Origin of the sequence: Brevundimonas sp. (genome assembly GCF_041648615.1) — a bacterium.
Lineage (GTDB): Bacteria > Pseudomonadota > Alphaproteobacteria > Caulobacterales > Caulobacteraceae > Brevundimonas.
Window position 1 is genome coordinate 43,198 of record NZ_JBAZOS010000003.1, and the last position, 26,557, is coordinate 69,754.

27 protein-coding genes and 1 tRNA gene are annotated in these 26,557 nt (G+C 68.2%); 19 read left to right on the forward strand and 9 right to left on the reverse strand.

Annotated features, from left to right (window positions below; translation table 11 throughout):
* Positions 1-72: 72 nt before the first annotated feature.
* Entirely contained in the window at positions 73-549 is a 477-nt protein-coding gene (locus WC555_RS02425) for an outer membrane protein assembly factor BamE (RefSeq protein WP_373250840.1), read from the reverse strand.
* Between the two features lie 83 nt (positions 550-632).
* On the opposite strand from WC555_RS02425, the gene WC555_RS02430 reads away from it, so the two are divergent.
* The 12 genes from WC555_RS02430 to WC555_RS02485 all read left to right on the forward strand — a co-directional run bounded on the left by WC555_RS02430 (position 633) and on the right by WC555_RS02485 (position 12,617).
* On the forward strand, positions 633-1,166 hold the full coding sequence (locus WC555_RS02430) for a ubiquinol-cytochrome C chaperone family protein (protein ID WP_373250842.1): 534 nt from the start codon (positions 633-635) through the stop codon (positions 1,164-1,166).
* Positions 1,163-1,675 (forward strand): DUF177 domain-containing protein, encoded by a 513-nt coding sequence (locus WC555_RS02435; protein ID WP_373250844.1) that lies wholly within the window; start codon positions 1,163-1,165, stop codon positions 1,673-1,675. The genes WC555_RS02430 and WC555_RS02435 overlap by 4 nt, the downstream gene beginning before the upstream one ends.
* Positions 1,676-1,768: 93 nt before the next feature.
* Positions 1,769-2,857, forward strand: a complete 1,089-nt coding sequence (gene plsX, locus WC555_RS02440; RefSeq protein ID WP_373250846.1) for a phosphate acyltransferase PlsX — start codon at positions 1,769-1,771, stop codon at positions 2,855-2,857.
* The gene (locus WC555_RS02445) at positions 2,854-3,831 is read left to right on the forward strand and encodes a beta-ketoacyl-ACP synthase III (protein ID WP_373250848.1); all 978 of its coding nucleotides are present in this window, start codon (positions 2,854-2,856) and stop codon (positions 3,829-3,831) included. Before plsX ends, WC555_RS02445 begins: the two co-directional genes overlap by 4 nt.
* Positions 3,832-3,906: 75 nt before the next feature.
* On the forward strand, positions 3,907-4,215 hold the full coding sequence (locus WC555_RS02450; protein WP_300468990.1) for an integration host factor subunit alpha: 309 nt from the start codon (positions 3,907-3,909) through the stop codon (positions 4,213-4,215).
* A 5-nt stretch (positions 4,216-4,220) separates the two neighbouring features.
* The gene (locus WC555_RS02455; protein WP_373250850.1) at positions 4,221-4,646 is read left to right on the forward strand and encodes a MerR family transcriptional regulator; all 426 of its coding nucleotides are present in this window, start codon (positions 4,221-4,223) and stop codon (positions 4,644-4,646) included.
* A 54-nt stretch (positions 4,647-4,700) separates the two neighbouring features.
* Positions 4,701-4,777: transfer RNA gene (locus WC555_RS02460), tRNA-Pro, on the forward strand.
* Positions 4,778-5,055: 278 nt separating this feature from the next.
* Entirely contained in the window at positions 5,056-6,561 is a 1,506-nt protein-coding gene (locus WC555_RS02465; protein WP_373250852.1) for a CHAD domain-containing protein, read from the forward strand.
* A gap of 319 nt (positions 6,562-6,880) precedes the next feature.
* Positions 6,881-8,152 carry an MgtC/SapB family protein gene (locus WC555_RS02470; RefSeq protein WP_373250854.1) on the forward strand — a complete coding sequence of 424 codons (1,272 nt, stop codon included), beginning with the start codon at positions 6,881-6,883 and terminating at the stop codon, positions 8,150-8,152.
* Between the two features lie 109 nt (positions 8,153-8,261).
* Positions 8,262-9,005: an ABC transporter ATP-binding protein gene (locus WC555_RS02475; protein ID WP_373250856.1), complete on the forward strand. Its 744-nt coding sequence runs from the start codon at positions 8,262-8,264 to the stop codon at positions 9,003-9,005.
* Between the two features lie 5 nt (positions 9,006-9,010).
* Positions 9,011-11,386, forward strand: a complete 2,376-nt coding sequence (locus tag WC555_RS02480) for an ABC transporter permease (RefSeq protein WP_373251032.1) — start codon at positions 9,011-9,013, stop codon at positions 11,384-11,386.
* 4 nt (positions 11,387-11,390) lie between these two features.
* Positions 11,391-12,617 carry an efflux RND transporter periplasmic adaptor subunit gene (locus WC555_RS02485; RefSeq protein ID WP_373250857.1) on the forward strand — a complete coding sequence of 409 codons (1,227 nt, stop codon included), beginning with the start codon at positions 11,391-11,393 and terminating at the stop codon, positions 12,615-12,617.
* 80 nt (positions 12,618-12,697) lie between these two features.
* Here the strand turns inward: WC555_RS02485 and WC555_RS02490 are convergent, their stop codons facing one another.
* On the reverse strand, positions 12,698-12,904 hold the full coding sequence (locus WC555_RS02490) for a DUF2842 domain-containing protein (protein ID WP_373250859.1): 207 nt from the start codon (positions 12,902-12,904) through the stop codon (positions 12,698-12,700).
* A gap of 2 nt (positions 12,905-12,906) precedes the next feature.
* Positions 12,907-13,158: a transglycosylase gene (locus WC555_RS02495; RefSeq protein WP_373250860.1), complete on the reverse strand. Its 252-nt coding sequence runs from the start codon at positions 13,156-13,158 to the stop codon at positions 12,907-12,909.
* Positions 13,159-13,292: 134 nt separating this feature from the next.
* Between WC555_RS02495 and WC555_RS02500 the strand changes: the two genes are divergently transcribed.
* Entirely contained in the window at positions 13,293-14,360 is a 1,068-nt protein-coding gene (locus WC555_RS02500; RefSeq protein WP_373250861.1) for a COX15/CtaA family protein, read from the forward strand.
* Here WC555_RS02500 and WC555_RS02505 read toward each other — a convergent pair.
* Together WC555_RS02505 and WC555_RS02510 are read right to left on the reverse strand one after the other, a co-directional pair.
* The gene (locus WC555_RS02505) at positions 14,329-15,741 is read right to left on the reverse strand and encodes an alkaline phosphatase PhoX (protein WP_373250863.1); all 1,413 of its coding nucleotides are present in this window, start codon (positions 15,739-15,741) and stop codon (positions 14,329-14,331) included. The genes WC555_RS02500 and WC555_RS02505 overlap by 32 nt on opposite strands.
* A 761-nt stretch (positions 15,742-16,502) precedes the next feature.
* Positions 16,503-17,747 (reverse strand): DNA polymerase IV, encoded by a 1,245-nt coding sequence (locus WC555_RS02510; protein WP_373250865.1) that lies wholly within the window; start codon positions 17,745-17,747, stop codon positions 16,503-16,505.
* 373 nt (positions 17,748-18,120) lie between these two features.
* On the opposite strand from WC555_RS02510, the gene WC555_RS02515 reads away from it, so the two are divergent.
* Positions 18,121-18,486 carry a response regulator gene (locus WC555_RS02515; protein ID WP_055830736.1) on the forward strand — a complete coding sequence of 122 codons (366 nt, stop codon included), beginning with the start codon at positions 18,121-18,123 and terminating at the stop codon, positions 18,484-18,486.
* Positions 18,487-18,492: 6 nt separating this feature from the next.
* Positions 18,493-19,857: a PleD family two-component system response regulator gene (locus WC555_RS02520; RefSeq protein WP_373250867.1), complete on the forward strand. Its 1,365-nt coding sequence runs from the start codon at positions 18,493-18,495 to the stop codon at positions 19,855-19,857.
* A gap of 6 nt (positions 19,858-19,863) precedes the next feature.
* Here the strand turns inward: WC555_RS02520 and WC555_RS02525 are convergent, their stop codons facing one another.
* From WC555_RS02525 to WC555_RS02535, 3 genes are all read right to left on the reverse strand, one after another.
* On the reverse strand, positions 19,864-20,049 hold the full coding sequence (locus WC555_RS02525) for a hypothetical protein (RefSeq protein ID WP_373250869.1): 186 nt from the start codon (positions 20,047-20,049) through the stop codon (positions 19,864-19,866).
* A gap of 76 nt (positions 20,050-20,125) precedes the next feature.
* On the reverse strand, positions 20,126-20,293 hold the full coding sequence (gene rpmG, locus WC555_RS02530) for a 50S ribosomal protein L33 (RefSeq protein ID WP_055830646.1): 168 nt from the start codon (positions 20,291-20,293) through the stop codon (positions 20,126-20,128).
* Positions 20,294-20,366: 73 nt separating this feature from the next.
* A complete protein-coding gene (locus WC555_RS02535; RefSeq protein WP_373250871.1) occupies positions 20,367-20,774 on the reverse strand; it encodes a DUF5990 family protein in 408 nt (135 codons plus the stop codon).
* Between the two features lie 45 nt (positions 20,775-20,819).
* On the opposite strand from WC555_RS02535, the gene WC555_RS02540 reads away from it, so the two are divergent.
* Entirely contained in the window at positions 20,820-21,377 is a 558-nt protein-coding gene (locus WC555_RS02540) for a hypothetical protein (protein WP_373250872.1), read from the forward strand.
* On the opposite strand, the gene WC555_RS02545 is transcribed toward WC555_RS02540, so the two are convergent.
* Positions 21,374-21,949 carry a superoxide dismutase family protein gene (locus tag WC555_RS02545; RefSeq protein ID WP_373250873.1) on the reverse strand — a complete coding sequence of 192 codons (576 nt, stop codon included), beginning with the start codon at positions 21,947-21,949 and terminating at the stop codon, positions 21,374-21,376. The two genes, WC555_RS02540 and WC555_RS02545, sit on opposite strands and share 4 nt — an antisense overlap.
* A gap of 125 nt (positions 21,950-22,074) precedes the next feature.
* On the opposite strand from WC555_RS02545, the gene gyrA reads away from it, so the two are divergent.
* From gyrA to WC555_RS02560, 3 genes are read left to right on the forward strand one after another with little or no spacing between them, the layout of a single operon-like run.
* Complete coding sequence (gyrA, locus tag WC555_RS02550) at positions 22,075-24,858, forward strand: DNA gyrase subunit A (protein ID WP_373250875.1); 2,784 nt, start codon at positions 22,075-22,077, stop codon at positions 24,856-24,858.
* Positions 24,859-24,913: 55 nt separating this feature from the next.
* On the forward strand, positions 24,914-25,723 hold the full coding sequence (locus WC555_RS02555) for a hypothetical protein (protein WP_373250876.1): 810 nt from the start codon (positions 24,914-24,916) through the stop codon (positions 25,721-25,723).
* Positions 25,720-26,517: an aminotransferase class IV gene (locus WC555_RS02560; RefSeq protein WP_373250878.1), complete on the forward strand. Its 798-nt coding sequence runs from the start codon at positions 25,720-25,722 to the stop codon at positions 26,515-26,517. Before WC555_RS02555 ends, WC555_RS02560 begins: the two co-directional genes overlap by 4 nt.
* Positions 26,518-26,557: the final 40 nt, after the last annotated feature.

Genomic DNA, 26,557 nt, shown 5'->3' on the forward strand with positions numbered 1-26,557 from the left:
GCTGTCCTGAAAAGAAAGAGGCCCCGGAGATCGCTCTCCGGGGCCTTCTTCGTTGGTTCTCGACGGGAGACCCTATTCCCGGCGCTGCTGGCCGGGCGTGTCTTCGTCGGTGCGGGGCAGCTGTCCGCGGCCGACGTTGCCCAGGAGTTGCTCCAGTATGGTCAGCTGGCGTCCGCGGGTCGGGGTTTCACGGCCATTCATGGCCACGACCTGGCCGTCCTCGAGACCGAGGTTGTTGACCGCCGACACCTGACCCGCTTCGTCGAAGGTGATTTCGGTCACGGACCGCTGGGTCACATGGGCGCGGTTGTAGGTGTATTTCTCGGTCACCTGGCTGATGTAGTACCAGACGTTGTCACGCTCGAAGGTCGAGGTGGTCGACGGCGTGCCCAGTTTGGTCAGCACGGTCTGTTTGGTGTCCGTGCCGGCGACGATGTCAGCCGGCTTGGCGTCGATCGCCTGGAAACCGTTCTGGCCCACCACCGGCGCGCACGCGGCGGTCAGGGCCGTGGCCGACAGAACGGCGATAAGGAGCTTGGAACGGAGCATTTGCGGCGCCTGCGACTTCAACAAGGTCTTTGACCTAACCGGACCCGAGCCTTAGTTCAACGGCGCGGCGGAAAAGGGGCCGCATGATCATGCTGCAGAATCTGTTCCGTACCCGTCCCCGAGAGCGCCTGGGCCAGCCGCTGTATGAACTGGCGGTGCGCCAGGCCCGCGACCCGGGCTTCTATACGACGCTGGGCGTCGCTGACCGGATCGATGCGCGATTCGAACTCTACACCCTGCATGTGCTGCTGCTGGTCATGCGCATGCGTGACGAGGGCGAGCGCGGGGCGCAGGCCGGACAGGCCCTGTTCGACACCTACGTCTCGGCCCTGGACCACGCCCTGCGCGAACTGGGCGTCGGCGACATCTCGGTCGGCAAGAAAATGCGCAAGCTGGGCGAGGCCCTGTACGGGCGGATGACCGCGTATGAGGGGCCCCTGCGCGAGGCTGACGCTGCGGCCGTGTCCGCCAGTCTGGCGCGGAATGTCTACGAGAGCGACGATCCCGCGATCGGGGCCGCGCTGGCGGCCTATGCGCTGGCCAGCCGGACCCGTCTTGCGGCGCAGGATTTCGATGCGGTCGTGGCGGGGCCTGACTGGGCGGAGGTCGTCAAATGAGCGTTCCAACCCTTCCCTACAGCGTGCCGGTCCGCCTGCATCAGGTTCCCGGCGGCGTGAAGCGGACGCTGGAGCCCGACGCGGCGGCGCGAGCGCGGATCGCCAAGGCTCTGGATCTGGCCTCGCTCGAGTCCTTCACCGCCGAGATGGATCTGGTTCCGACGGCCGCCGGCTGGCGGTTGTCCGGACGGGTCCGCGCCAGCCTCGCCCAGACCTGCGGCATCACCCTGGAGCCCTTGCCCGTCGAGATCGATGCGCCCTTCTCCCTGACCCTGGCCGAGGCTGTGGATGAGGATTCCGACGAGATCGTCATCACCCTGGACGACGAATCGCCCGACCTGATCGAGGACGGCCAGATCGACCTGGGCCAGTACGCCGTCGAACAGCTGGCGCTGCGGCTGGACCCTTTCCCCCGCAAGCCTGGCGCCGAGTTCGTCCAGCCGCCGGAACCGGCCGAAATCTCGCCCTTCGCCGTATTGAAACAGCTGCGTCCCTCCGACGAAGGTTGACGTCGGGGCGGCGCGGTTGCATCCCCCCGGTGCGGCGCTATCGTCGCCTTACTGACAAGCGCCGGACTGACGGCGCGACGGAGTCGAAACGGCTTGTCATCCCCCATCCTGATTTCGCTCGACGCCATGGGCGGGGACCACGGTCCGTCGGTCGTGGTTGCAGGCGTCCGCGACTACCGCAAACGCCACGGCGGCGAGGGTGTGCGCTTTCTGCTGCACGGCGACGAGACGGCGATCCGGGCCGAGATGGCCCGATGTGCGCTGACCGACGACATCTGCATCATCCGCCACACCGGCAAGGTCGTGGCGATGGACGAAAAGCCGGCCCAGGCGATGCGCCGCGGCAAGGGCTCCAGCCTGTGGAACGCCATTGAGGCGGTCAAGCTGGGCGAGGCCGGGGCGATCGTCTCGGCCGGAAATACCGGAGCCCTGATGGCCATTTCCAAACTGTTGCTGCGAATGTCCGCGCACGGGCTGGAGCGACCGGCCATCGTGGCCAGCTGGCCGACGCTGAGAGGCGTGACGGCGGTGCTCGACGTGGGCGCCAATGTCGAGAGCGATGCCGAACAGCTGGTCGAGTTCGCCATCATGGGCGAGGCGTTCCACGCCGCCGTGCACAGCAATGGCGGCAGACCCACCATCGGCATCCTGAACGTCGGTTCCGAGGACATGAAGGGCCATGAAGAGGTGCGCGAGGCCAACCGCATCCTGCGCGAGGGCGGCGAGGGCTTGGGCCTGGACTACCGGGGCTTCGTTGAAGGCGACGACATCGCCAAGGGCACCGTCGATGTCGTGGTGACGGACGGATTCACCGGCAACATCGCCCTGAAGACGGCGGAAGGCGTCGCCCGTTTCATCTCCGCCCTGATGAAGGAGGCGCTGACCTCGGGCGTCATGGCCCAGGCCGGAGCCTTGCTGGCCCTGCCGGCGCTGAGACGCATGCGCCAGAAAATCGACCCCAGCGCCATCAACGGCGGCCCGTTGCTCGGCCTGAACGGCATTGTGGTGAAAAGCCACGGCGGCGCCGACGCCAAGGGCTTCGGCAACGCCATTCGTATTGCGGTCGAGCTGGGCCGCAGCGACTATCTGGTCAAGGTCAGCGAGAGCTTCAACCGCCTGACCGCCGTCATGGAACAGCCGCCCGCGCCCGCCGCGGAACACGCCATGGAGACTCCCCAGTGAGCGTCATTCGCAGCGCCGTGACCGGCGTCGGCTCCTTCCTGCCGGAACAGGTCGTCACCAACGCCGACCTGGCGAAGATCGTCGACACCTCCGACGAGTGGATTCAGGAGCGCACGGGCATCCGCCAGCGCCACAAGGCCCGCGACGACCAGCCGACCAGCGATCTGGCGGTCGAGGCGGCGAAGAAGGCCCTGATCGACGCCGGCCGGACGACCGCGGACGTCGACCTGATCATCGTCGCCACGACCACGCCGGACATGACCTTTCCGTCGGTCGCCTCGATCGTGCAGCGCAAGCTCGGCGCCCCGACCTGCATCGCCTTTGACATCCAGGCCGTGTGCTCGGGCTTCGTCTATGCGCTGAGCGTCGCCGATGGATTCGTCGCCCGCGGCCTGGCGAAATGCGCCCTGGTCATCGGCGCCGAAGAGATGACCCGGCTGATGGACTGGACCGACCGCTCGACCTGCGTCCTGTTCGGCGACGGCGCCGGCGCCGTCGTCGTCGAGCCGCGTGAAGGGCAGGGGACCAAGGAAGACCAGGGCCTTCTGGGCTTCGCCCTGCGCTGCGACGGGACCAAGACCGACCTGCTGTACGTGGACGGCGGCCCGGCCACGACGGGCACGGTCGGCCATCTGCGAATGGCGGGAAACCAGGTGTTCCGGCATGCCGTGGTCAATATCGCCGAAGCCATCACCGCCGCCTGTGAGGCTTCAAACATCGAGGTCGCGGACGTCGACTGGTTCGTGCCGCACCAGGCCAACCAGCGCATCATCAAGGGCGTGGGCGACCGGCTTGGACTTGACGAAAACAAGGTGATCACCACGGTCGCCATGCACGCCAACACATCGGCGGCCTCGATTCCGCTGGCGCTTGACGCCGCCATCCGGGACGGCCGCATCAAGCGCGGCGATCTGGTTCTTCTGGAGGCCATGGGCGGCGGCCTGACCTGGGGAGCCTGCGCCTTTCGTCTGTAGGGCGTATTTCCAGCTTTCCATTTGACGACGCTTGCCCTTTTATGTCGGCGACCGACCTTTGGAGGGGAGCGGACCTTGGCCGAACACCAGACCCTGACACGCGCTGACCTGTGTGAAGCGGTGCATGAGGAGGTCGGTCTTTCCCGACAGGAGTGTTCCTCTCTGGTCGAGCGCACGCTCGAGCTGATCATCGAGTCGCTCGAGCGCGGCGAGACCGTGAAACTGTCGGGCTTCGGCGTCTTCCAGGTGCGCGAGAAGCGCGCCCGCATGGGCCGAAATCCCAAGACGGGCCAGCCGGCGGCCATCCATCCGCGCCGGGTCATCAGTTTCCGCGCCTCGCAGATCATGAAGGGCCGGGTTCACGACGCCGTCGTGAGCGCCTGAAGTCCGTGGCCAAGAGCCCGAACGCGTTCCGGACCATTTCAGAAGCCTCTGACGAGGTCGGCGCCCCCCAGCATGTGCTGCGCTTCTGGGAGACGAAATTCCTGTTCCTGACGCCGCTGAAGCGGGCAGGGGGGCGACGCTTCTATCGTCCGCAGGACATCGTCGTGCTCAAGGCCGTCAAACGGCTGCTGCACGACGAAGGCCTGACCATCAAGGGCGTGCAGCGGCTGCACAAGGAGCAGGGGCTGAAGCGTCTGGCCCATTATGGCGACCCTGACGGCAAGGTGATTTTCGAGCCGGAGGGCGCCGCGCCGACCGGGGTTTCGGCTTCGCCCGGGGCGGGTTCGGCGGCCATCCATCTGCGTCAGGCGCTGGCCGAACTGGAGGGTGCGCGGGCCCGGCTGGAAGCTGTCCTGTCGAGAAGCGTCTGACGGCTGCTTTTTCAGTTTGCGGCGCCGCCAACCCCGTCTATAGGGAGCGCCTCTCGGAGCGTGGCGCAGCCTGGTAGCGCACTTGACTGGGGGTCAAGGGGTCGCAGGTTCGAATCCTGTCGCTCCGACCATCTTCCTCAATGAAGACGGTTGGTTAGAGGGGCCGCTTTCGGGCGGCCCCTTTGCAATTGGGCGACCTGTTTACAGCTTGGCTTTGGGACGCCGGTTGCTCCGCGGCGCCGCGCTCTTGGTCATGTCCTGACTCGAAGCGGCGGTTCCGCGCGTCTGGTGTTAGGATGCCGTCAGCTTCGGATCCCGGCTCGAATGGAGTTCACAATGCCAGGCGCCTCCGCTCCCTCGATCCAAACGGTTGAGACCCGGGACGCGGGCGTGCGCGTGCAGGCTGCTGATGGAGACTGAACTGAAGCTCGAGATGGATGGCTCCGTCGACCAGGTCCGGCATCGGCTTGCCATCGACTACGGCTCACCGGTCGGAGATCTCCGCCTGGTCTCGATCTATTTCGACACCGCCGACAAGCGTCTCTGGAAAGCCGGCGTGACACTCAGGGTCCGACAGGAAGGCGCGCGTCGCATCCAGACGATAAAGGTCGAGAGCGCTGCAGCGGCGGGATTGTTCGTCCGGGCCGAACTGGAGTCCGAGGTTTCGGGCGATCAGCCCGAGCTCGATTCGTCGATGCGGGCGTTGATCGCCAAAATGATCGGGGCTTCGAATTGTGATCTGCCGCTGGAGGTTCAATTCACAACCGATGTCGATCGGCGACTGTGGCGCGTGGATCGGGCAGGCGCGGAGCTGGAACTCGTCAGTGACTATGGGGCGATCCGCGCGCACGGCCGGTCGGTTCGGATTCACGAAATCGAGATCGAACTGAGGACCGGACCGCTCAGGACGTTATTCGATCTGGCCGCCGGGATCGGGGAGACAAGCCCGCTGCGCATCGGCGTCCAGAGCAAGGCGGAGCGCGGCTATACGCTGGACGAACAGCAGCGGGGCGAGGCGGTCAAGGCGGAAAGCATAGCTCTGACCGAGGACTTCTCGGTGCAGGCGGCCTTTCAGGCGATCTGCCACACATGCATACGCCACTATCGACTGAACGAAACGCGACTGTTGTCTGAGCCTGAATCCGAAACGCTACATCAATGCCGGGTCGCGCTCAGGCGTCTCCGATCGGCGCTGGATCTGTTCAAGCCCCTGCTCTCCGATCCCGAATCCCGGGCCCTGGACGGGCGTCTGAAGCGGGCCGCCCGGATGTTTGGCGACGGGCGGAATATCGATGTGCTTACGGGACTCATCGATGATGCGAGCGTGCTCGCCAGACTCAACACGCACCGGAAGCAGATTTACGATGCGCTTGTCGCGGACCTCCGATCGTCAACCATGCGGGAATTGATGCTGGATCTCACCGCCTGGACCAGCGCCGGGACCTGGCTGTCCGACCCCGCCACGGAGGCGTTGCGCCGCGAGGCCATCCGACCCTTCGCCGTCCGCAGGCTTCGCCGCTGCCGGCGCCGCCTGAGGCGTCGCGGGGCGCATCTGGCGCATCTCGACGCCTCGGGGCGCCATGCCGTCCGGATCGCGGCGAAGAAACTTCGGTACTCGGCGGAGTTCTTCAGCGGCTTGTTTCCCGGGCCCGTCGCGTCCGAGCGGCTCGAGGCTTTCATGGGAGCCGTCGAACGTCTTCAGACCCATCTGGGACGCCTGACCGATCATGCGACCGGCAGCGCGTTGCTCGAGCGCTTCGACCTGACCGACGCGGCGCATGGCGGGCGACCCGCTTTGCACAAGCGTCGGTCCATCAAATCGGCCGCGAGAGCCTACAAGGAAGTGTTCGATCTGAAGCCCTTCTGGGCCGGGGCGCACCCGGCCGTCCGAACGCCTGTCGCCCGCATCCCCTGACGGCCTCACGCGTAGCTGCGCCAAGGCGCCGGGCCTGTCGCGACATGATCTCGATCAAGGACAAAGTCTGCGAACGCGCGAGGGTCAGGATTGGCGGACCTCGGCCTCGACGGGGGCGTGCGAGCGCTCAGGCCTCTGGGGGTTCACGACGCGGTCGTCGCCATTGACTGACGTTCTCCGACGCGGTGGCGTCCGCGGGATCAAACGAGGAGACCCTCTGTGAAGGGCTTTGTCGAGGATATCGAAGACCTGACCGTTGAAAACGCCGCGACGGCTCCCTGCGCGTCAGCCCATGCCTGCCCATGACCCCGCGCCCTGGTTGAACCGACCTGAATGGCCGCTGGTGGTCGCATTGGCGATCGGACTGCTGATCGGCCTCGATCGCGAACGGCGCAAGGGTGATGGCGGAACCCGTTCGGCCGCCGGGTTGCGCACCTTTGGACTGGTTGGACTGTTGGGGGGTGTCGCGGCCCTGATCGGCCATCCTGGCCTTGTCCTGTTGGCCGGGGGCTTTGTCGCCCTCGGGGCCCTCGCGGCCTATTGGCTCGGAGATCGCAAGGATCCCGGACTCACCGGCGAGGTGGCGCTTGTCGTGACCTACGCCCTTGGAGTCCTGGCGCAGACCCGGCCCTCCGTCGCGCTTGGAGTCGGCGTCGTGGTTGCCGCCTTGCTGGCGTTTCGGGGGCAACTGCACAGCCTAGTGCGGGACCGGATCACGGAGCAGGAACTCCTGGACGCCCTGGTTATCGCGATCGCGGCCGTCGTCATTCTTCCCCTCCTGCCCAATCGACCGGTCGATCCGTTCGGCTTGCTCAATCCCTTCACCCTCTGGCGCCTCGCCGTAGTGGGGATGGCGCTCGGCTTCCTGGGCCATGTCGCACAGCGCCTGCTGGGCGGACGGTACGGGCTGCTGATCGCCGGCCTTGCCTCGGGACTGGTCTCAAGCACGGCCACGGTCGCCGCCATGGGTGCGCGCGCCAGGGCCCAACCCGATCTGACAGCAGCCAGCGCGGCGGGCGCGGTCGCCTCAATGATCGGCAGCCTTGGCTATCTCCTGGCGCTCATTGCAGCCGTCAGTCCGCCGCTCATCATCGTCCTGGCGATCCCTTTGGGCCTGTCCGCCTTGCTGATGCTCGCCTACGCCGTCTGGCTCGTGCGCCGCACGTCGAACACAGCAAGCGGTGAAACCCTCGGCCGGACCTTCAACGGCGGAGCGGTTCTCCTGTTCGTGGCCCTGATGGGCGCCTTCAGCCTTGTCGCCGAACTGCTCATCCGCTGGCTTGGCGCGCCCGGAGCCCTGATGGGCGGCGCGGTGTTGGGTCTCGCTGATGCGCAGGCGGCGTCGGTGTCCATGGCCACACTACTGGAAGGGGAGCGGATCGCACTGTCCGCGGCTGCGCTCGGGGTGGTTCTGGCCCTAACCACCAACATGGCCGTCAAGATTCCGACAGCCGTTATGACGGGGGGACGAGCCTACGGGCGCCAGGTGACCATCGGCGTCCTGCTGCTGATTGCGGGCCTCTGGATGGGGGGGATCCTGGAAGTCCTGACCGGCGAAGCCGGAAGGCTCTCGATGGGGAAGCAGCCTTGATGCGTCCGCCGCGGTTGCCGCAGACACGCTCTTCCGGACGTCAGCGCGGCGACGGCGCAGGGCGCTTCCGCTTCAGATTCCTGCCGATCAGCGGGGTCACCGTGATCCCATGAGAGGCGCTGTCGACACGCTCGCCGGGGCGGCGTCATCCCGGCTCTGCTTCCGGGCCCGCGCCGTGACCAGGGTCTACGGCTCCGGTCCGGCGGCGGTCCACGCCCTGCGCGGCGTCGACATCGATCTGCCGGAGGGCGAGATGGTCGTGGTGCTTGGCGCGTCCGGCAGCGGCAAGTCGACCTTTCTGAACATTCTCGGCGGGCTGGACACGCCGACCGGCGGCGAGGTGCTGTTCCGGGGCGAGGATATCAGCCGGGCGGACCAGCATCAGCTGACCGAATACCGCCGCCGGCATGTCGGGTTCGTCTTCCAGTTCTACAATCTGATGCCGAGCCTGACGGCGCGCGAGAACGTCGCCCTCGTCACCGAGATCGCCGAGGCCCCGCTGAGTCCGGAAGAGGCCCTCGCCATGGTCGGTCTGGAGAACCGGCTGGATCACTTCCCCGCCCAGATGTCCGGCGGCGAGCAGCAGCGGGTGGCGATCGCCCGCGCCGTGGCCAAGCAGCCGTCGGTCCTGCTCTGCGACGAGCCGACGGGCGCGCTGGATTCCGCCACGGGCGTGCGGGTTCTGGAGGCGCTCAAGACCGTCAACGACAGCCTGGGCGCCACAACCCTGCTGATCACCCACAACGCCGCCATCGCCGCCATCGCCGATCGTGTGGTCATCTTCGCCGACGGGCGCGTGCGAGAGGTGCGCGAGAACGCCGACAAGCGACTGCCCGGGGAGATCTCCTGGTGAACCGCATGCCGGCCTGGATGGGCGCGCTGGACCGCAAGCTGGTGCGCGAGCTCTGGCGCATGAAGACCCAGGCTCTCGCCATCGCCTTCGTCATCGCAGGCGGCGTCGCCGTCCATTTGCTCGCCGCCGGGATGCTGAGTTCGCTGCAGGAAACCCGGCGCGCCTATTATGAACGCTATCTTTTCGCCGACGTCTGGGCCCCGGTGGTGCGCGCGCCGCAGCGCCTGATCGCCGACATTCGGGTGATCGAGGGCGTCCAGGCCGCGGCGACCCGCATCCGCGTTCCGGCGCTCTTCGCCATGGAGGGGATGAGCGCGCCCGCCACCGGCGAGGTCCTGTCCTTGCCGGACGTGGGAGAGGCGGCGGTCAATCGGCTCCACCTGGTCCGCGGTCGCCTTCCGACCACCGGACAGCGGGATGAGGCGGTGGTGCTCCAGGCCTTCGCCGACGCGCACCGGCTCGAGATCGGCGACACGGTTCCGGCCACCCTCTATGGCGGCCGCCGGCGTCTGAGCGTGGTCGGGATCGCGCTGTCGCCGGAGCACGTCTACGCCATCGGCCCGGGCCAGTTCGTTCCCGACGACCGGCTGTTCGGCGTTCTCTGGATGCGACGCAGCGCCCTGGCGCAGGCCGTCAACCAGGACGAGGCCTTCAACGAGGCGGTGGTGCGCCTCTCTCGCGACGCCTCCGAGCCGGCGGTGATCGCGCGGCTGGACCGCCTTCTGGAGCCCTATGGCGCGCCCGGCGCCTACGGCCGCGCCGATCAGGTCTCGGACGCCTTCGTGTCCAGCGAGATCGACCAGCTGGCGACCATGGGGCGGGTGCTGCCGCCGGTCTTCCTGCTGGTGGCGGCCTTCCTGGTGAATGTCGTGGTTTCAAGGCTGATCGCCGTCCAGCGCGCCGGCATCGGACTGTTGAAAGCCTTCGGCTATCGGGACCGCGACATCATCGGACACTATCTCAAGCTGGTCGCCGTCATCGCGGCGACGGGCGTGCTGATCGGGGGCGCGGCGGGCATCTGGCTCGGTCGGAGCATGGCGGAGCTCTATATGGAATACTACCGCTTCCCCTTCCTGCTGTTCCAGGCGGACCCGGCCGACTACGCCACCGTGGTCGGCGTGGCGATGCTGACGGTGATGGGCGGCGCGGCCCTGGCGGTGCGGCGGGCCGCCGCCCTGAACCCGGCGGAAGCGATGACCCCCGCGCCCCCGCCCGACTATTCCCGCGCCGCGGGGGCCTGGATCACCCGAATGAGGGTTCTCGACCAGCAATCGCGCATGATCCTGCGCCAGATCATCCGCTGGCCCTGGCGGGCGGCCCTGACCGTGGCCGGGATCGCGGCCTCCGGCGCCCTCCTGATCGGCACCCTGTCGATGATGGACGGGATCAAGGTGATGATCGATTCCAGCTTCACCGTATCGAACCCCCACGATGTCTCGGTGAGCTTCGTCGAGCCCCGGTCGCGCGCCGCCCTGTTCAGTCTCGCCCGCGAGGACGGCGTGCTGGCGGCCGAGCCCTTTCGCATCGTCCCGGTCCGCCTGCGCCACGGCGCCCGCGAGGAGCGGGCGGTGATCACCGGCGCGCCGCTGGACGGGACCCTGTCGAGGATGGTCGACACGCACAACCGGCCGGTCCAGCCGCATCCCGGCGGCCTGGTCCTGTCCAGCGACCTGGCCGCCAGGCTCCGGATCGAGGCGGGCGACATCGTCGAGGCGCAGGTCACGGAAGGCCGCCGGCCGCTGCTCGCGCTTCCGGTCTCGGCCGTCACCGTCAGCTATGTGGGCTCCGGAGCGCGGATGCGGATCGAGGACCTGAACCGGGCGCTGGGCGAGGGGCCTCAGGTGTCAGGCGCCTGGCTGACGGTCGACGGCGACCGGACCGGGAATCTCTATGCCCATTTGAAGGAGACTCCCTCGGTCGCCGGCGTGGGATTGCAGGCTGAGGCCGTCAAACGCCTGGCCGCCATGCTCGATGAGAACCTCGGGAGATCCATCCTGACCTTCTTCTTCTTCGCCGGTCTGATCGCTTCAGGCGTGGTCTACAACACGGTGCGCATTTCCTTCGCCGAGCGTCAGCGTGAGCTGGCGTCGCTGCGTGTGCTCGGCTTCTCACGCGCCGAAGTGTCCTACATATTGCTGGGCGAGGTCGCCTTCCTGACGCTGCTCGCCCTGCCGCTGGGCGCGGCGGCGGGGGCCGGTCTCGCCTGGTATCTGGCCCATGCCATGAGTTCGGACCTGTTCCGGCTGCCCTTCGCCGTCGCTCCCGCGACCTTCGGCCTGGCCGCGGCGGTGGTGCTGGTCATCACGGTCGTGGCGAGCCTGATGGTGCGGCGACAGATCGACCGGCTCGACCTGGCCGAAGCCTTGAAGACCGGAGAGTAGCGCGGTGAAAATCAACCGGTTCAATCTCAAATTCCGGACGCTGTTCTGGGTCGCCGCCGCGCTGGCGCTGGCGGCGCTGCTGGTCTTCGCCTTCCGCCCGCGGCCGGTCCTGGCGGACCTCGGGGAGATCACCCGGGGCGCGCTGACGGTCGCGGTTCGCGACGAGGCGCGCACCCGCGTGCGCGACATCTATGTAGTCTCGGCTCCTGTTTCCGGGCGGCTGCTGCGGGTGGGCAACCGCACGGGCGAACGGGTTGAGGCGGGGGCGGTGATCGCGGTCATCCAGCCAGGTCCCGCGGTGTTTGTCGACGAACGGTCCCGCCAGGAAATCCAGGCCGGGGTTCGTTCGGCCGAAGCCGCCCTGGCTCTCTCGCGCGCGGAGCTGGAAGGCGCCGAAGCCCGGCTGGCCCATGCCCGGATCGAGGCCGAACGGACCGAGACCCTGTTCGCCGCGGAGATCGCGTCGCAAAGCGCCCTGGACCGCGCCCGCCTCGATGTCCGCACCGCCGCGGCCGCCGTCGGCAACGCCCGCGCCGGCGTCGGCGTCCGGCAGGCGGCCCTCGAGGCGGCCCGCGTGCGTTTGATCGAGCCGGCCGCCGCGAGTTCCGGCGGCCGCACGGTGACAATCCGGGCGCCGGTGGCCGGGCGGGTCCTGCGGGTGCTGCAGGAGAGCGAAAGCGTGGTCGTCCAGGGCGCGCCGGTGATGGAGATCGGCGACCCTCGCGATCTCGAGGTGGTCGCCGAACTGCTGTCGAGCGATGCGGCGCGGATTTCCGCCGGGGCGCCGGCCGTGATCGACGCCTGGGGCGAGGGTCCGGCGCTCCAGGGCCGGGTCCGGCAGGTCGAACCCTATGGCTTCCTCAAGGTCTCGGCCCTCGGCGTCGAGGAGCAGCGGGTCAATGTGATCATCGATCCCGTCGATCCTCCCGCCGCCTGGGCGGCGGTCGGCCACGGCTATCGGGTCGAGGCGGCGGTCACGGTGTGGAGCGCGGACGCGGTGGTCCGGGCGCCCGTGTCCGCCCTGTTCCGCCATCAGGGCCAGTGGGCGGTGTTCAAGGTCGTGGGCGGCCGCGCCCGCCTGCAGCGGGTCGAGATCGGCCACAGCAACGGTGAGTTCGCCGAGGTTCGCGCCGGGCTGGGTCCGGGGGAGCGGGTGGTGCTCCATCCGGGGCAGTCCATCGCTGACGGCCTGGCGGTACGCGTTCGATCGTCCACACCCGACCGCAAATAGCCTCACCTCGATCCTTGCTCGCTGACCGTTAAACACGGCCCCGTGTGAACGCGGCAAAAATCCGCTGTCCGACCCGCTGTCTATTTCCTTTCCGAGCCGCCTTCGGCCCAGCGGAACAGAGGGTAGAGCGGCACGCCCCAGCCGACGCCGGCGACGGCGTAGACCAGCAGATCGATCAGCGGCGAGGCCGGCAACAGACCCCGGATCGCGATCGCGCCCCAGATCCAGACGACGAGGAAAACCACGACGCCCAGCATGGCGACGAAGCGGCGCGTGCGGGGGCCCATGGTCAACGCTTGCTCCGGAACAGGAAGAATCCGCCCAAGGCCAGGGCGGAGGCGGTCAGCGACCAGGCGACCCAGTCCCATTCGTCCATCGTGCCGATGGCGAAGACGCGGATGGCGAGGAACCATCCGGCGGCGGCGGCGACGCCCGAGACCAGGGAGGTCGCGAACAGGCCGCGGCGGCCGGTGAGCAGATCAGCCAGCCAGGCCAGGGCGAAGGCCCCCAGAATGGCGATGGCGATGTCGGCGTACTGCAACGGCCTCTCCTGACTTGCGGCGATGCGACGCCGAAAAGCGACTCGATCTCGCCGCACAGGGCGGGCATACCGCTCAGTCCGGCGTCGGACCAGAGACGCGCGGTCACTGTAACGGTCGGGACGGCGGGCGTCGAATGAAGCGTTTCATCGGGGGCGATCAGAGCCGGGCCGTGGCCATCTGGCTGTTCGCCTGCGCCGTGCTGGTCTTCGCCATGGTGGTGGTCGGAGGCGTGACCCGTCTGACCGGCTCGGGCCTCTCCATCACCGAGTGGAAGCCGATCATGGGGGCGCTGCCGCCCATGACCGCGGCGGACTGGAACGAGGCGTTCGAGAAATATCGCGCCATTCCGCAATACGCCCAGGTCAACGCCGGCATGAGCATGGGCGAGTTCCAGGGCATCTTCTGGTGGGAATGGGCGCATCGCCTGCTGGGCCGGCTGATCGGAGCGGTCTTCTTCCTGCCGTTCGTGGTCTTCCTGGTCCTGCGCCAGATGCCGCGGCGACTGGTCGCGCGCTGCGCGGTGCTGCTGGCGCTGGGGGGGCTGCAGGGGTTCATCGGCTGGTGGATGGTGTCCAGCGGGCTGTCGGAACGGGTCGATGTGGCGCCGGAGCGGCTGGCGACGCACCTGGGCCTGGCCCTGCTGATCTTCATCGGGCTGATCTGGACGGGCCTGGAGGCGTGGAACGGCGAGGCGCATTCACGGTCGCCCCAGGGATGGAGCCGGGGGGCGGCCGTCCTGCTGGGGGCCGTCTTCGTTCAGTGCCTGCTGGGCGGGCTGGTGGCGGGGGCCAAGGCGGGTTTCGTCTACACCGACTGGCCGATGATGAACGGCGCGGTCCTGGCGCCGGTGGACTGGGGCAAGGGGGCGCTGGCCTTCCTGCACGATCAGGCGCTGGTGCAGTTCAATCACCGGATCTGGGCCTACGCCCTGCTGATCGGCGGCACGGTCTATGCGGTGCAGGCGTGGCGCTGGCGGCTGGCCGAGGGGCTGGGTCTGTCGGCCTTTGTCGTCGCCGCCGTGCTGTGGCTGCAGGCGGGGCTGGGGATCGCCACCCTGATGCACGCCACGCCGTTATGGCTGGGCGCGCTGCATCAGTCGGGGGCGGTGCTGGTGCTGACGGCGGCGACGGTCAATCTGTGGATGGTGCGGCGCTCGCAGGCGCGGCTGTTTACGTCCGGACCGAGGTCCAGGGGCCTCTGATCGCGAAGGTCACCCCGGGGTACTGGATGTTGACGAACAGGACCGAGCCGTCCGGAGAGAAGACGGCCCCGGCGAACTCGGAGTTCCCGGTGAAGACGTTGCGGGCGATGGTGTAGAGCTTTCCGTCCGGAGTGACGCCCTTCACATGGTTGCGGATCTCGGCGGAATAGTTGTCCTCGCAGACGACCAGATGACCCCAGGGCGCGACGCAGAGGTTGTCGCCCATGTTGATGGTCTTCTCGTCGGCGCTTTCGACGAACAGCTGGATCCGGCCGGGACGGCGGGTCTCGCCCCGTTTGCCCTCGTCGCGCGACGGGACATAGCGGAGGATCTGGCCGCGCTGGATCGGTCCGCCCGAGGTGGCGGTCAGATACATCTCCCCTTCGCCCCAGAAGACGCCTTCCCCGCGCGAGACGAGGGTGGCGCCGGCGGCGTGACCGCGCCGGCGCAGGTCGCCGGCGGGGCTTTCGACGTCCTCCAGATCGATCCAGACCACCTCGCGCCAGTCGCCGACCGACCAGAGGCGCGTCGTATGGTTCGAGGAGTCCGAGCCGCGGGCGTCGCGGAAGGCCATGGCCTGAAGGCGGCCCCCGTCGATCAGCTTGCCGGGCGTCTTCGGGATGAAGCGGTAGAACAGGCCGTCGACCTTGTCCTCGGTCAGATAGACGATGCCGGTGCGGGGATCGACGCAGACCGCTTCGTGGTCAAAGCGGCCCATGGCCTTGAGCGGCACGGGATCGACCAGGCCGGTCGCGGCGGCCGGCACCTCGAAGACATAGCCGTGCTCCCGGGCGACGTCCGCGTCGGCCGGGGTCTCCTCGGTCTCCTCGCAGGTCAGCCAGCTGCCCCAGGGGGTGTGGCCGCCGCAGCAGTTGGTGCTCGTGCCGGCCAGCGAGAGGTGCTGGCTCACGGTTCGCCGGGTCTCGAGATCATAGACCAGGGTGGTCGTGCCGCCGGGCAGGGGGCGGCCGTCCTTGTAGGTGTCATAGCCCTTGGCGGGGTCCAGCAGGCCCAGTCGTTCCTGATGGAAACCGCCGGGCCCCAGGTTGCGGTGCAGGCTGCTGGAGCCCTTCAGTTCGTGGTTTCGGACCAGGGCCACGCGCGAGCCGCCGAGGGGGAAACAGCCCATGCCGTCGAACTGGCCCGGGACGAACAGGCCGTCGTCCATGGTGTCGCCGCCCTGGGAGATGACCTGGTAGGAAAAGCCCTCGGGCAGGTCGAGCATGCGATTGGGATCGGCCCGGAGAGGCCCGTAGCCGGCGACCTGATTGACGTAGGTTTCCTCATCGGCGGCGGCCTGGGCCTGAACGCTGCGGGCCAGGCCGGCGAAGGCGAAGGCGGCGGCCGAGCCGGCGATCAGATCACGACGATGAGGGCGCATGGAGACTCCGGATTGGTGACGACGCTTATGACGGGGGTTGGCGACGGGGTCATCATGGTTCTGTGACGCACGCAGGGGGCATCGCTCTTCGGCGTTTCCGCTGAAAAGTTCGGGGAGGGCGCGGGGCGACCGGGCTCGCCCGGTGCGTTTGCAGTTTTACCGTTTCGACGAGACAGCCGCCCCGCGTCGTCGTTTTCCACGCGCCCGCCGGCCGCCGGCCCTGTTCGGGCCTTGCCGACTCCCGCCCGGTCCCTTGCGGTCCCGGACGGGGGAGGACGTACGGCGCATATAGCCCGCAGAGGTCCCGCGCATCAGGCGCGCGGCGAGCAGGAAGACGCCATCCATCGACGTCCTCAAGGACCCCCGAGGTCTGCATCCCCCGGGCTTCATCGCTCGACCACAGCCCGCCGACATCGAGAAGCGTGGATCCGACGCCCTCCCCACCGACGGGATGGGGAGGAGTGTAGGGGCGGTTCCAGCTACGGCGGGCAAATGACGCTAGTCGGAGGATCATCCGATTAGAGATCAACGGGTTAACAAATCAAAGTCGTCTGGTTGGCGGCGGATTGCCAGCACTCAAACTCGCCTTCAGCGCTGAAAACACCGTGCATCCCCGCGAAGGCGGGGACCCAGGTTTGAGCGACAGCGAGGCTGCTGAGCTAACCCATGCTCAGTCCAGCGCCGGCGGTGAGGCCAAAGCCTGGGTCCCCGCCTTCGCGGGGATGCACGGATGGAGGGCGGGCGGGAGGAGACGGTGACGCTCAATCCTTCAGAGCGCGTCCCGCGACCACGGCTTTCGCGCCAAACCTCGCGCGCAGGGCGTCGATGGCGGTTTCGGTCTTCAGGGTGCGGGCTTCGCTGGTTTCGAACAGGGCGGGGGCGTCGACGGCGTCGATGACCTCGCCCATGCCGATGCCGATCAGGCGGTAGGGGCGGCCCAGTTCGGGGGCCATCAGGGCCCGGCCGGCGGCGAACAGGGCGCGGGCGGTCTGGACGGGCTCGGGCAGGGAAACCCGACGGGTGACGATCCTGAAGTCCGTGCGGCGCAGCTTCAGCACCAGGACGCGGCTGGCGACGCCGTCTCGCCGGGCCTTGGAGGCCAGCTTCTCGCACAGGGGCCAGAGCTCGGCCTCCAGATCCCCGGCCGAGGTCAGGTCCTCGTTGAAGGTGGTCTCGGCGCTCATGCCCTTGCGGTCGTGGACGGGATTGACGCGCCGCGCGTCGCGGCCATGGGCGAGGTCGTGCAGCCGCAGGCCGGTTTCGCCATAGCGTTTGACCAGGTCACGGACGTCGGCGGCGGCCAGATCGCCGACGGTGGCGAAGCCGTCGCTGTTCAGGGTCTTCGCGAACACCGGGCCGACGCCGGGCAGGATGCGGATCGGCTTCGGCGCCAGCAGGTCCTTCGCCTCGGAACCCAGCACCGAAAAGCCGCGCGGCTTGTCGAGTTCGGACGCCACCTTGGCGAGGAAGCGGTTGGGGGCGAGGCCGATGGAGACGGTCAGACCCGTGTCCTCCTCGATCTGCTTCTGCAGCCGAACCAGCTGCCAGGCGGGCGGGCCGCCGTTCAGGCGCTCGGTGCCGGCGAGGTCGATCCAGGCCTCGTCCAGAGAGAGGGTCTGGACCAGCGGCGTCAGCCGGCCCACGGCGCCGAAGATGGCCTCGCTGGCGGCGATGTATTTGCTGAAGTCGGGCTTGATGACGACGGCCTCGGGGCAGGCCTTGAGGGCCTTGAACATCGGCATGGCCGAATGGACCCCGTACTGGCGGGCGACATAGCAGCAGGTCGAGACCACGCCGCGCCTGCCGCCGCCGACGATGACCGGGCGGTCGCGCAGTTCGGGGCGATCGCGCTTCTCCACCGAGGCGTAGAAGGCGTCGCAGTCCAGATGGGCGATGGTCAGCCGGTCCAGCTCGTCGTGACAGACCATGCGGCGCGAACCGCAGGCTTCGCAGCGATCGACCTTGTGGTCGCCGGTCCGGAGGCAGTCGCGGCAGATGGTCTTCATGCGCGGGAGGGGGTCATGGCGGCTGGATTATCCGTCATTCCGGAGCCGGCGCCGAGAGGAGAGGCGGAGTTGTTGGACGATCGTCCGCTTCCGCGAAGCAGGAGCAGGGCAGGTTCATCACAACGAACACAACGACGAGACACAAGGAACACGACGGGACCGGAGATCCGGCTCGATCCCGTTGTGCCCGTTGTGGGGTCGTTGTGTTCGTTGTGATGAACCTGTCGGCCGTGTCGCGGTTCGGCGGCCGGCTTCGCCGGCGGAGGGTCATGCGGCGCTTCACCCCAACTTAAGACCCGTGGGGCCACAGTGCACGAAGAAGGCGACAAGCCTCCGTGCAGCCGCACTCCATGGGGCGACAGGCCAGGTGATGATGTCCAAGAAAGTCCTCATCGTCGAGGATAACGAGCTGAACATGAAGCTCTTTCATGATCTGCTCGATTCCCAGGGCTACGAGACCCTGCAGACCCGCGAGGGTCTCCAGGCCCTCGCCCTGGCGCGCCTGCACAAGCCCGACCTGATCCTGATGGATATCCAGCTGCCGGAAATCAGCGGCCTGGAAGTCACCAAATGGCTCAAGGACGATGAGGAACTGAGCCACATCCCCGTCGTCGCCGTCACCGCCTTCGCCATGAAGGGCGACGAGGAACGCATCCGTCAGGGCGGGTGCGAGGCTTATATCTCCAAGCCGATCTCGGTGATGCATTTCCTCGACGTGGTTCGGAAACATCTGGGGTAGGGATCGATGACGGCGCGCATTCTGGTCGTTGACGACGTCGAGCCGAACGTTCGCCTGCTCGAGGCCAAGCTGACGCTCGAATACTATGAGGTGCTGACCGCCGGCGACGGCGCGACGGCGCTGCAGATCGCATCGGAAGAGCGGCCCGACATCATCCTGCTGGACGTCATGATGCCCGGCATGGACGGGTTCGAGACCTGCCGCCGGCTGAAGGCCGACCCCGTGACCCGCCACATTCCCGTGGTGCTGGTCACCGCGCTGGGCGGCCGCGAGGACAAGATCAAGGGTCTGGAAGCCGGGGCCGACGACTTCGTCACCAAGCCGATCGACGACGTGGTCCTGTTCGCCCGGGTCAGGTCGCTGGTGCGGCTGAAGTCCGTGATGGACGAGTTGCGCGAGCGGGAGGAAACGGGGCGGCGGATCGGCGTCGACACCGACGGCGCCGGGCGTCTGCGCGGATCGGGCGGCCGGGTGCTGATCGTCGACGACAATGTCCGCCAGGCCGAGAAGATGGTCGAGCATCTGGCCGGCGAACACCGGCCGACGGTGGAGTCCGATCCCGCCGCGGCCCTGATCGCGGCGCGCGGGCCGGTCGATCTGATGATCGTCAATGTCTCGAGCTCGGAATTCGACGGGCTGCGCTTCGTGGCCCAGGTGCGGTCGACCGAGGCCTCACGCCGTTTGCCCATCCTGGCGGTCGTCGACCAGAGCGACCGGCCGCGCCTGCTGAAGGCGCTGGAGCTGGGCGTCAACGACATCCTGCCGCGACCCGTGGATCCCGAGGAGCTGGAGGCGCGGACGCGGACCCAGATCAAGCGCAAACGCTATGCCGACTTCCTCAAGCAGAAGCTGGACTACAGCCTCGAGATGGCGGTCACCGACGCCCTGACCGGGCTGCACAACCGGCGCTACATGGCCGGCCAGCTGCAAGGGCTGATGAACCGGGCCGGGCAGGGGGGCGAAGGCGTCGCCGTGCTGGTGATGGATATCGACCACTTCAAACTGGTCAACGACGGCTTCGGCCACGACGCCGGCGACGAGGTGCTGCGCGAGTTCGCGGTGCGGCTGGCGACCAATGTGCGGGCCATCGACCTGCCGTGCCGGCTGGGCGGGGAGGAGTTCGTGGTGGTGATGCCGGGCGCCAGCATGGAGGACGCCGTGCGCGTCGCCGACCGCATCCGGCGCGACGTGGCCTCGCAGCCGTTCCCCATCATGGGCGGGGCCGAGGGGCTGACGATCACCGTCTCGGTGGGCGTGGCGGCGAGCACGGGCGAGGGCGATACGCCCGAGGCCCTGCTGAAGCGGGCCGACGAAGGCGTCTATGAGGCCAAGGCCCACGGGCGCAACCAGGTCATCGCGCGGGCGGCCTGAGGGCCGTTACCGGCTCATCCAGGGCTTGGACTTGCCGGTGGCGATGCGCGCGGCCTGTTCGCGCTGGAAGCGGCCGCCCCGCGGCGGCTTCTCCCGCGCCTCGATCGCCGCCTGCTTCAGACGGAGCGCGCGCTGGACGGGGCTCTCCGTCGGTTCGGCGGGGACCTGGGGGTCGTCGGTCGGATCACTCATCACATCAGTCTAGCACGCCAAAGAAAAACGCCCGGTGTTTCCACCGGGCGTCTCCAAATCCAGCAGGGCGTGGCCCTTACTTGATCTTGCCTTCCTTGAACTCGACGTGCTTGCGCACGACGGGATCGTACTTCTTGACGACCATTTTCTCGGTCATGGTGCGGGCGTTCTTCTTGGTGACGTAGAAGAAGCCGGTGTCGGCCGAGGAGTTCAGGCGGATCTTGATAGAGGCGGGCTTGGCCATCGGGAATTACCTTTGCGACGGCGAAAGCCGCTGGAAATAAGAGGCGCGGAACATACTCAGGCGCGGCCGGAAGTCAACGGCGACTTGCGGTCTTCCATGCGCCGAGGGGGCGAACGGTGGCGCAGGCGGGCGAACCGTCCTTGCCGCGGCCGGGCAGATGGACTTCCAGAACGGCGCCGGGGGCCAGCAGGGCCGGCGGGATGTCGTGGATGTCGATCTTGGCGCGGCGGCTCCAGACGCTGGCGTGGTCGCCCGCCGAGGTCCCGATCCGGATGTAGACGAAACGGCGCGTCGGGCCCTCGCGGCGCACGAAGGGGCCGGTCATGCGGCCGTCCGACTGCAGGGTGATCGGGACATCGAACGCGATCCGGCCGTCGCCGGCGGTGACCGGTTCGAAGGGCAGGTCGTCCTTCTGGAGGCTGTAGCGCACCCCGGGGACGGGATCGTCGATGGTGAGGCGAAGCGTCACGGTGTCGGCCATGACGGCAGGTTAGGCGAGATGAGCGGGTCGTGCGAGGCTGGCCTGATGAAACAGATCGCCGTTCTCGCCGCCGCCCTCGCCCTGTCCGCCTGCGCCACGGCGCCGGTCCCGGTTTCGCCGCAGGACGCCTTCTTCGCCAGGCTGAAGACCCTGTGCGGCCAACGGTTCGAGGGCCGGGTGGTCACCACGGACGCCGCCGACGCCGATTTCGCCCGGTCACGCCTGCTCATGCATGTGCGGGACTGCTCGGCCGATGAGGTGCGGATTCCCTTCCGGGTGGGCGAGAACCGGTCGAGGACATGGGTTGTCACCCGGACGGCCTCGGGCGTGCGCCTCAAGCACGACCATCGCCACGAGGACGGGACCGAGGACGAACTGAGCCAGTACGGCGGCGACACGATCGACGCGGGTACGGCGACGCGGCAGGAATTTCCCGTCGACCAATTCTCGAAGGACCTGTTCACGCGCCGCAACGCGACGGTGTCGAACACCAATGTCTGGGCCATGGAGGTCCAGCCGGAGCGGGTCTTCGCCTATGAACTGCGCCGCCCGAACCGCCATTTCCGGGTCGAGTTCGACCTGACGCGGCCCGTGGCGGACTAGCCGGCGGCCATCACGCCGCAGATGACGCGGTCGCCGGCGCCGCCGATGGGCTGGCTGGTCTGGTCGTCGGCGTTGGCGTGGATCACCAGGGCCGAGCCGTCGGCGTCCCACAGCCACTGGCCGGGGCCGTCGCGGGCGATGCGGGCGCGGGTGGTGAAGACCTCGGCGTTCACGCGGCCCCCGGCGTCGGCGAAGACATTGGGCAGGTCGCCGTCGTCGGGTCCGCCGGCGTTCAGCAGGCCGTGGGGGGCCTTGGGGTCGCCGTGGTTGATGTGGGCGCCGGCCGAGGTGAAGGGCGCGGCGCACTCGCCCGTGGCGTGGATGTGGACGCCGTGCCAGCCGGGCGTCAGCCCCTCGGCCTCGATGCGGATCAGCAGGCCGGTCGGCCCTTGCGTCAGGACGGCGCGGCCGACGCGGGCGCCGGACGGATTCATCAACGTGGCCTCGCCGAAGTCGCCGATGGCGGCGCGTTCCGGACCGTCGGCATAGTCCACGGCGGTCACGCTGACGCAGCCTCCGAGGAGCGCAATCAGGGGCAGGACGGCGAGGGCGGGGAGGCGGTTGGGGCGCATGGTCTGGAATCCCTGTCTGGACGGAGCGTCTCCGGGCGACCTGGCTTTGCCACCGGGGTCCCCGGATGCTAGAAAACCTGTTCGCGGATCACGTTCCGATTCCGGCCATTTAAAGCCTGATTTCCTTGACTGACGACAGCTATAACGACGCGCTTCCCCCAGCTTCGGGCGGCGGCGGCGGCGACATCTCCACCATCACCATCGAAGACGAGCTGAGGCGCTCGTATCTCGACTACGCCATGAGCGTGATCGTGTCCCGCGCCCTGCCGGACGCGCGCGACGGGCTGAAGCCCGTTCACCGCCGCATCCTGTATTCGATGCACGACCTGAAGATGACGCCGGACCGGCCGTATTCGAAGTGCGCCCGGGTCGTCGGCGACGTGCTGGGCCGCTTCCACCCGCACGGCGACGCCTCGGTCTATATGGCGCTGGTGCGCATGGCCCAGCCGTTCTCGATGGGGCTGATGCTGGTCGACGGCCAGGGCAATTTCGGCTCGGTCGACGGCGATATGCCGGCCTCGATGCGTTACACCGAGGCCCGCATGGCCCCGGCGGCCTCTGCCCTGCTGACCGACATCGACAAGGACACGGTCGATTTCCAGCCCAATTACGACGAGAAGGAGCTGGAGCCCGTCGTCCTGCCGGCGCGGATCCCGAACCTGCTGGTCAACGGCGCGGGCGGCATCGCCGTCGGCATGGCGACCAACATCCCGCCGCATAATCTGGGCGAGATCGTCGACGCCTGCGTCGCCCTGCTGGACGATCCGAATATCAGCGACGACGCCCTGCTGGACATCGTGCCCGGCCCCGACTTCCCGACCGGCGGCGAGATTCTGGGCCGGACGGCGCCCCGCAACGCCCTGCGCGACGGCCGCGGCTCGGTCATGGTGCGCGGGGTCGCCACGATCGAGACGATCCGCAAGGACCGTGAAGCCATCGTCGTCACCCAGCTGCCGTATCAGGTCAACAAACAGACCCTGATCGAGCGCATCGTCGAAATGGTCCGCGAAAAGCGGATCGAGGGCATCTCCGACGTCCGCGACGAATCCGACCGCGACGGCATGCGGATGGTGATCGAGCTGAAGCGCGACGCGTCCGGCGACGTGGTGCTGAACCAGCTGTGGCGTTTCACGGCGATGCAGAGCTCGTTCGGCGTCAACATGCTGGCGCTGAACCACGGCCGCCCGATCCAGATGGGGCTGCGCCAGCTGCTGGAGGCCTTCCTCGAGTTCCGGGAGGAAGTGGTCGTCCGCCGCATCAAGTTCGAGCTGGCCAAGGCCCGCGACCGCGGCCACGTGCTGGTCGGCCTGGCCGTGGCCGTGGCCAATATCGACGAGGTCATCCACATCATCCGCAGCTCGGCCGATCCGGCCGAGGCCCGCGAGCGACTGCAGGCCAAGAGCTGGCCGGTGGGCGACATGATCGCCCTGATCGAGCTGATCGCAGACCCGCGCTCCATGCTGGTCGACGGCGACAAGCTGAACCTGACCGACGAACAGGCCCGCGCCATCCTGGGCCTGACCCTGTCGCGCCTGACCGGCCTGGGCCGCGACGACATCTTCGCCGAGGCGCGTGGTCTGGCCGACACCATCCAGGGCCACCTGACCCTGCTGAGCGACCGCGCCAACATCCTGGCGGTGATCCGCGAGGATCTGCTGCTGGTCCGCGACGAGTTCGCCGTTCCGCGCCGCACCCTCATCGGCGAAGGCGATTTCGAACTGGAAGATGAGGACCTGATCCCGCGCGAGGACATGGTCGTGACGGTGACTCACGGCGGCTACGTCAAGCGGGTGGCGCTGAACGCCTATCGGACCCAGCATCGCGGCGGCAAGGGCCGCAGCGGCGTGGCGATGAAGGAGGACGACGCCGTCGTCGGCGTCTTCTCGTGCTCGACCCATACGCCGGTGCTGTTCTTCGCCACCAACGGCAAGGCCTACAAGCTGAAGACCTGGCGTCTGCCGCTGGGCAATCCGCAGTCGCGCGGCAAGGCGTTTGTGAACCTGCTGCCGATCGTGCCGGGCGATTCGATCATGAACGTCCTGCCCCTGCCCGAGGACGAGGCCGAATGGGCCAACCTCGACATCATGTTCGCCACCCGGTCGGGCGACGTGCGCCGCAACAAGCTGAGCGACTTCGCCACCGTCAACCGGGCCGGCAAGATCGCGATGAAGCTGGAGGACGGCGACCACATGGTCGGCGTCGCCCTGTGCACGGCCGAGGATGACGTCATGCTGACGACCGCCCTGGGCCGCGCCATCCGCTTCAAGGCCGACGACGTGCGCGTGTTCAAGGGCCGCGATTCGACCGGCGTGCGCGGCGTGCGCCTGCAGAAGGGCGACGAGGTCATCTCCATGGCCGTGCTGGGCCGGGTCGATGCGACGCCGGACGAACGGGCCGCCTATGTCAAACACGCCTCGGCCATGCGCCGGGCGGCCGACGGGGCCGAGGACGAAACGCCGACCGTCGAGGCCGACGACGAGGGCGCTGAAGGTTCCGCCGAGGCCGCGGCGTTGAGCGTCGAACGCATCGCTGAACTGGGCGCGGCCGAGCAGTTCATCCTGACCGTCACCGACACCGGCTTCGGCAAGCGGTCTTCCGCCTATGAGTACCGGCGCACGGGCCGGGGCGGGCAGGGGCTGACGGCCCACGGCCTGGGCGGCCGCGCGGGCACGCGTCTGGCGGCCTCCTTCCCGGTCGAGGACGGCGACGAACTGCTGCTGGTCACCTCGGGCGGACAGATGATCCGCACGCCGGTGGGACAGGTCCGCATCGTCGGCCGGTCGAGCCAGGGGGTGACCATCTTCCGCACCGCCGAGGGCGAACGGGTCGTGTCGGTCGAGCGGCTGCCGGACAGTGGCGGCGGCGACGAGGCGGCGGACGAGGCCGAACAGGACTCCGCGGAAAGCTGATTGCGCAAGGTCTCCCGCCCGTCGCATGCTGAGGCGTGGTCGGGGGAATCCTATGTTGCGCTATCTGCTCATCGCATTGACGCTTTGCCTTGGCGCCTGCGCGCTGCCGAAGGCGGATTCGGATCGCGAGGCCCAGGCCGACCGGGTGTATGAAGCGGTGCGGCGCAATGACGTCGCCGCCGTCAAGGCGATGGCCACGCCCGCTTTGGACGCCCAGGACCTCGCCGGACCCTTTCGGGAGTTGCAGCGTCACGTCTACGCCAGCGCGCCCGATGAGGCCGTGACGATCGGTTGGGGGAGCGACGTATCGACGAACAACGGCGCCAGCTATCGCGTGGTTCGGCGGTACACCCATCCAGAGGGTCAGGTCGAAACCGAAGTGCTGATGGTCCGGGACGCGGAGGGTGCGTGGCGCGTCGATGGGTTCAGGGCTGTCCGGATAACTGCGGCCACGGTCCGCGCCGCCGGGGAACAGGCGGCGGCGGCGCGCTTCACCCTGGTCGGGAAGTCTGCGGCCCATTATCTCATTCTGGCCGGCGCCGCCTTGTCGGCCATCCTGTGTCTGGGGTCCGCCGCCTTCGCCGGAGTCCGCAAGCGCTGGGGATGGATGATCCTGAACCTGTTCGGAATCGGCCAGTTCACGTTGAACTGGACGACCGGCGCGGTCGGGTTCCAGGCCATTTACATCGCCCTTTTCGGCGCGGGATTCCTGAAGGGGACGGGTCCCGCCGATCCCTGGGTGATCATGGCGGCCTTCCCGATCCCCGCCATACTGTTCTGGGTTCTCGGAAAATGGCGACCAAAGGCGCCCAGGACCAAGGGCGGTGAAAGCCCGGCGGCGGTCGCACGGGCGCCTGAGCTTTGAGCCTGACGCTGTCCATCGACGGCCAACCGGCCACGCCGGACGACCTGACCCACGTCGCCCTGGTCAATTACGGCGCCTACACCTCTTTCCGGGTGGAGGACGGCGGCGCCCGGGGGCTGGACCTGCACCTGTCGCGGCTGGAGGCCGAGGCGATGGAGCTGTTCGGCGAACCGGTCGGCGAGACGCGTCTGCGCGCCTTGATGCGGGACGCCGTGGCGGGACGCGACTCCTGCTGGCTGCGGGTCAGTCTGTTTTCGCCGGAGATCAGTCCCCGAACGCCGGACTGGCGCGGGCGGCCGCGGGTCATGATCGCCGTTTCCCCTTCGCCGCCGCCCCTGGCGGAGAGCGTGCGGCTGCAGATCCAGAGCTATGCCCGGGACGCGCCGCATCTGAAGCATGTGGCCACCTTCGGCCTGATCCGCGCCCGTCGGCTGGCCCGCGCCGCCGGCTTCGACGACGCCCTGTTCGTGGATGTCGAAGGCAAGGTATCCGAGGGAAGTCTCTGGAATATCGGTTTTATCGTCGGGAATGACGTGATCTGGCCGCAGGCGCCGATGCTCGCCGGGGTCGCCCAGGCCCTGGTGCAGCGAGGCCTCGGTCCGACCGGCCTCACGGGTCGGACGGCTCCGGTTCACGTCGACGATCTGCGGAGTTTCGACGCCGCCTTCATCTGCAACAGCGCCACCCCGGCCTGCGCCGTGTCCGCGATCGGCGATCAGGCCTTCGCGACGTCGCCCGCCCTGATCGAGCGCCTGCACGCCGCCTGGACCTCGAACCCCGTGCAACCGATCTAGGCTGGGGCGGCGGCGGCTGCTAAACCGCTGGAAAGCGGGG

Coding starts and splice junctions, on each gene's coding strand:
- WC555_RS02425 (WP_373250840.1), bottom strand. CDS start 549: ATGCTCCGTTCCAAGCTCCTTATCGCCGTTCTGTCGGCCACGGCCCTG.
- WC555_RS02430 (WP_373250842.1), top strand. CDS start 633: ATGATCATGCTGCAGAATCTGTTCCGTACCCGTCCCCGAGAGCGCCTG.
- WC555_RS02435 (WP_373250844.1), top strand. CDS start 1,163: ATGAGCGTTCCAACCCTTCCCTACAGCGTGCCGGTCCGCCTGCATCAG.
- WC555_RS02465 (WP_373250852.1), top strand. CDS start 5,056: ATGGAGACTGAACTGAAGCTCGAGATGGATGGCTCCGTCGACCAGGTC.
- WC555_RS02475 (WP_373250856.1), top strand. CDS start 8,262: ATGAGAGGCGCTGTCGACACGCTCGCCGGGGCGGCGTCATCCCGGCTC.
- WC555_RS02480 (WP_373251032.1), top strand. CDS start 9,011: ATGCCGGCCTGGATGGGCGCGCTGGACCGCAAGCTGGTGCGCGAGCTC.
- WC555_RS02490 (WP_373250859.1), bottom strand. CDS start 12,904: ATGGGCCCCCGCACGCGCCGCTTCGTCGCCATGCTGGGCGTCGTGGTT.
- WC555_RS02500 (WP_373250861.1), top strand. CDS start 13,293: ATGAAGCGTTTCATCGGGGGCGATCAGAGCCGGGCCGTGGCCATCTGG.
- WC555_RS02505 (WP_373250863.1), bottom strand. CDS start 15,741: ATGCGCCCTCATCGTCGTGATCTGATCGCCGGCTCGGCCGCCGCCTTC.
- WC555_RS02510 (WP_373250865.1), bottom strand. CDS start 17,747: ATGAAGACCATCTGCCGCGACTGCCTCCGGACCGGCGACCACAAGGTC.
- WC555_RS02515 (WP_055830736.1), top strand. CDS start 18,121: ATGTCCAAGAAAGTCCTCATCGTCGAGGATAACGAGCTGAACATGAAG.
- WC555_RS02520 (WP_373250867.1), top strand. CDS start 18,493: ATGACGGCGCGCATTCTGGTCGTTGACGACGTCGAGCCGAACGTTCGC.
- WC555_RS02525 (WP_373250869.1), bottom strand. CDS start 20,049: ATGAGTGATCCGACCGACGACCCCCAGGTCCCCGCCGAACCGACGGAG.
- rpmG (WP_055830646.1), bottom strand. CDS start 20,293: ATGGCCAAGCCCGCCTCTATCAAGATCCGCCTGAACTCCTCGGCCGAC.
- WC555_RS02535 (WP_373250871.1), bottom strand. CDS start 20,774: ATGGCCGACACCGTGACGCTTCGCCTCACCATCGACGATCCCGTCCCC.
- WC555_RS02540 (WP_373250872.1), top strand. CDS start 20,820: ATGAAACAGATCGCCGTTCTCGCCGCCGCCCTCGCCCTGTCCGCCTGC.
- WC555_RS02545 (WP_373250873.1), bottom strand. CDS start 21,949: ATGCGCCCCAACCGCCTCCCCGCCCTCGCCGTCCTGCCCCTGATTGCG.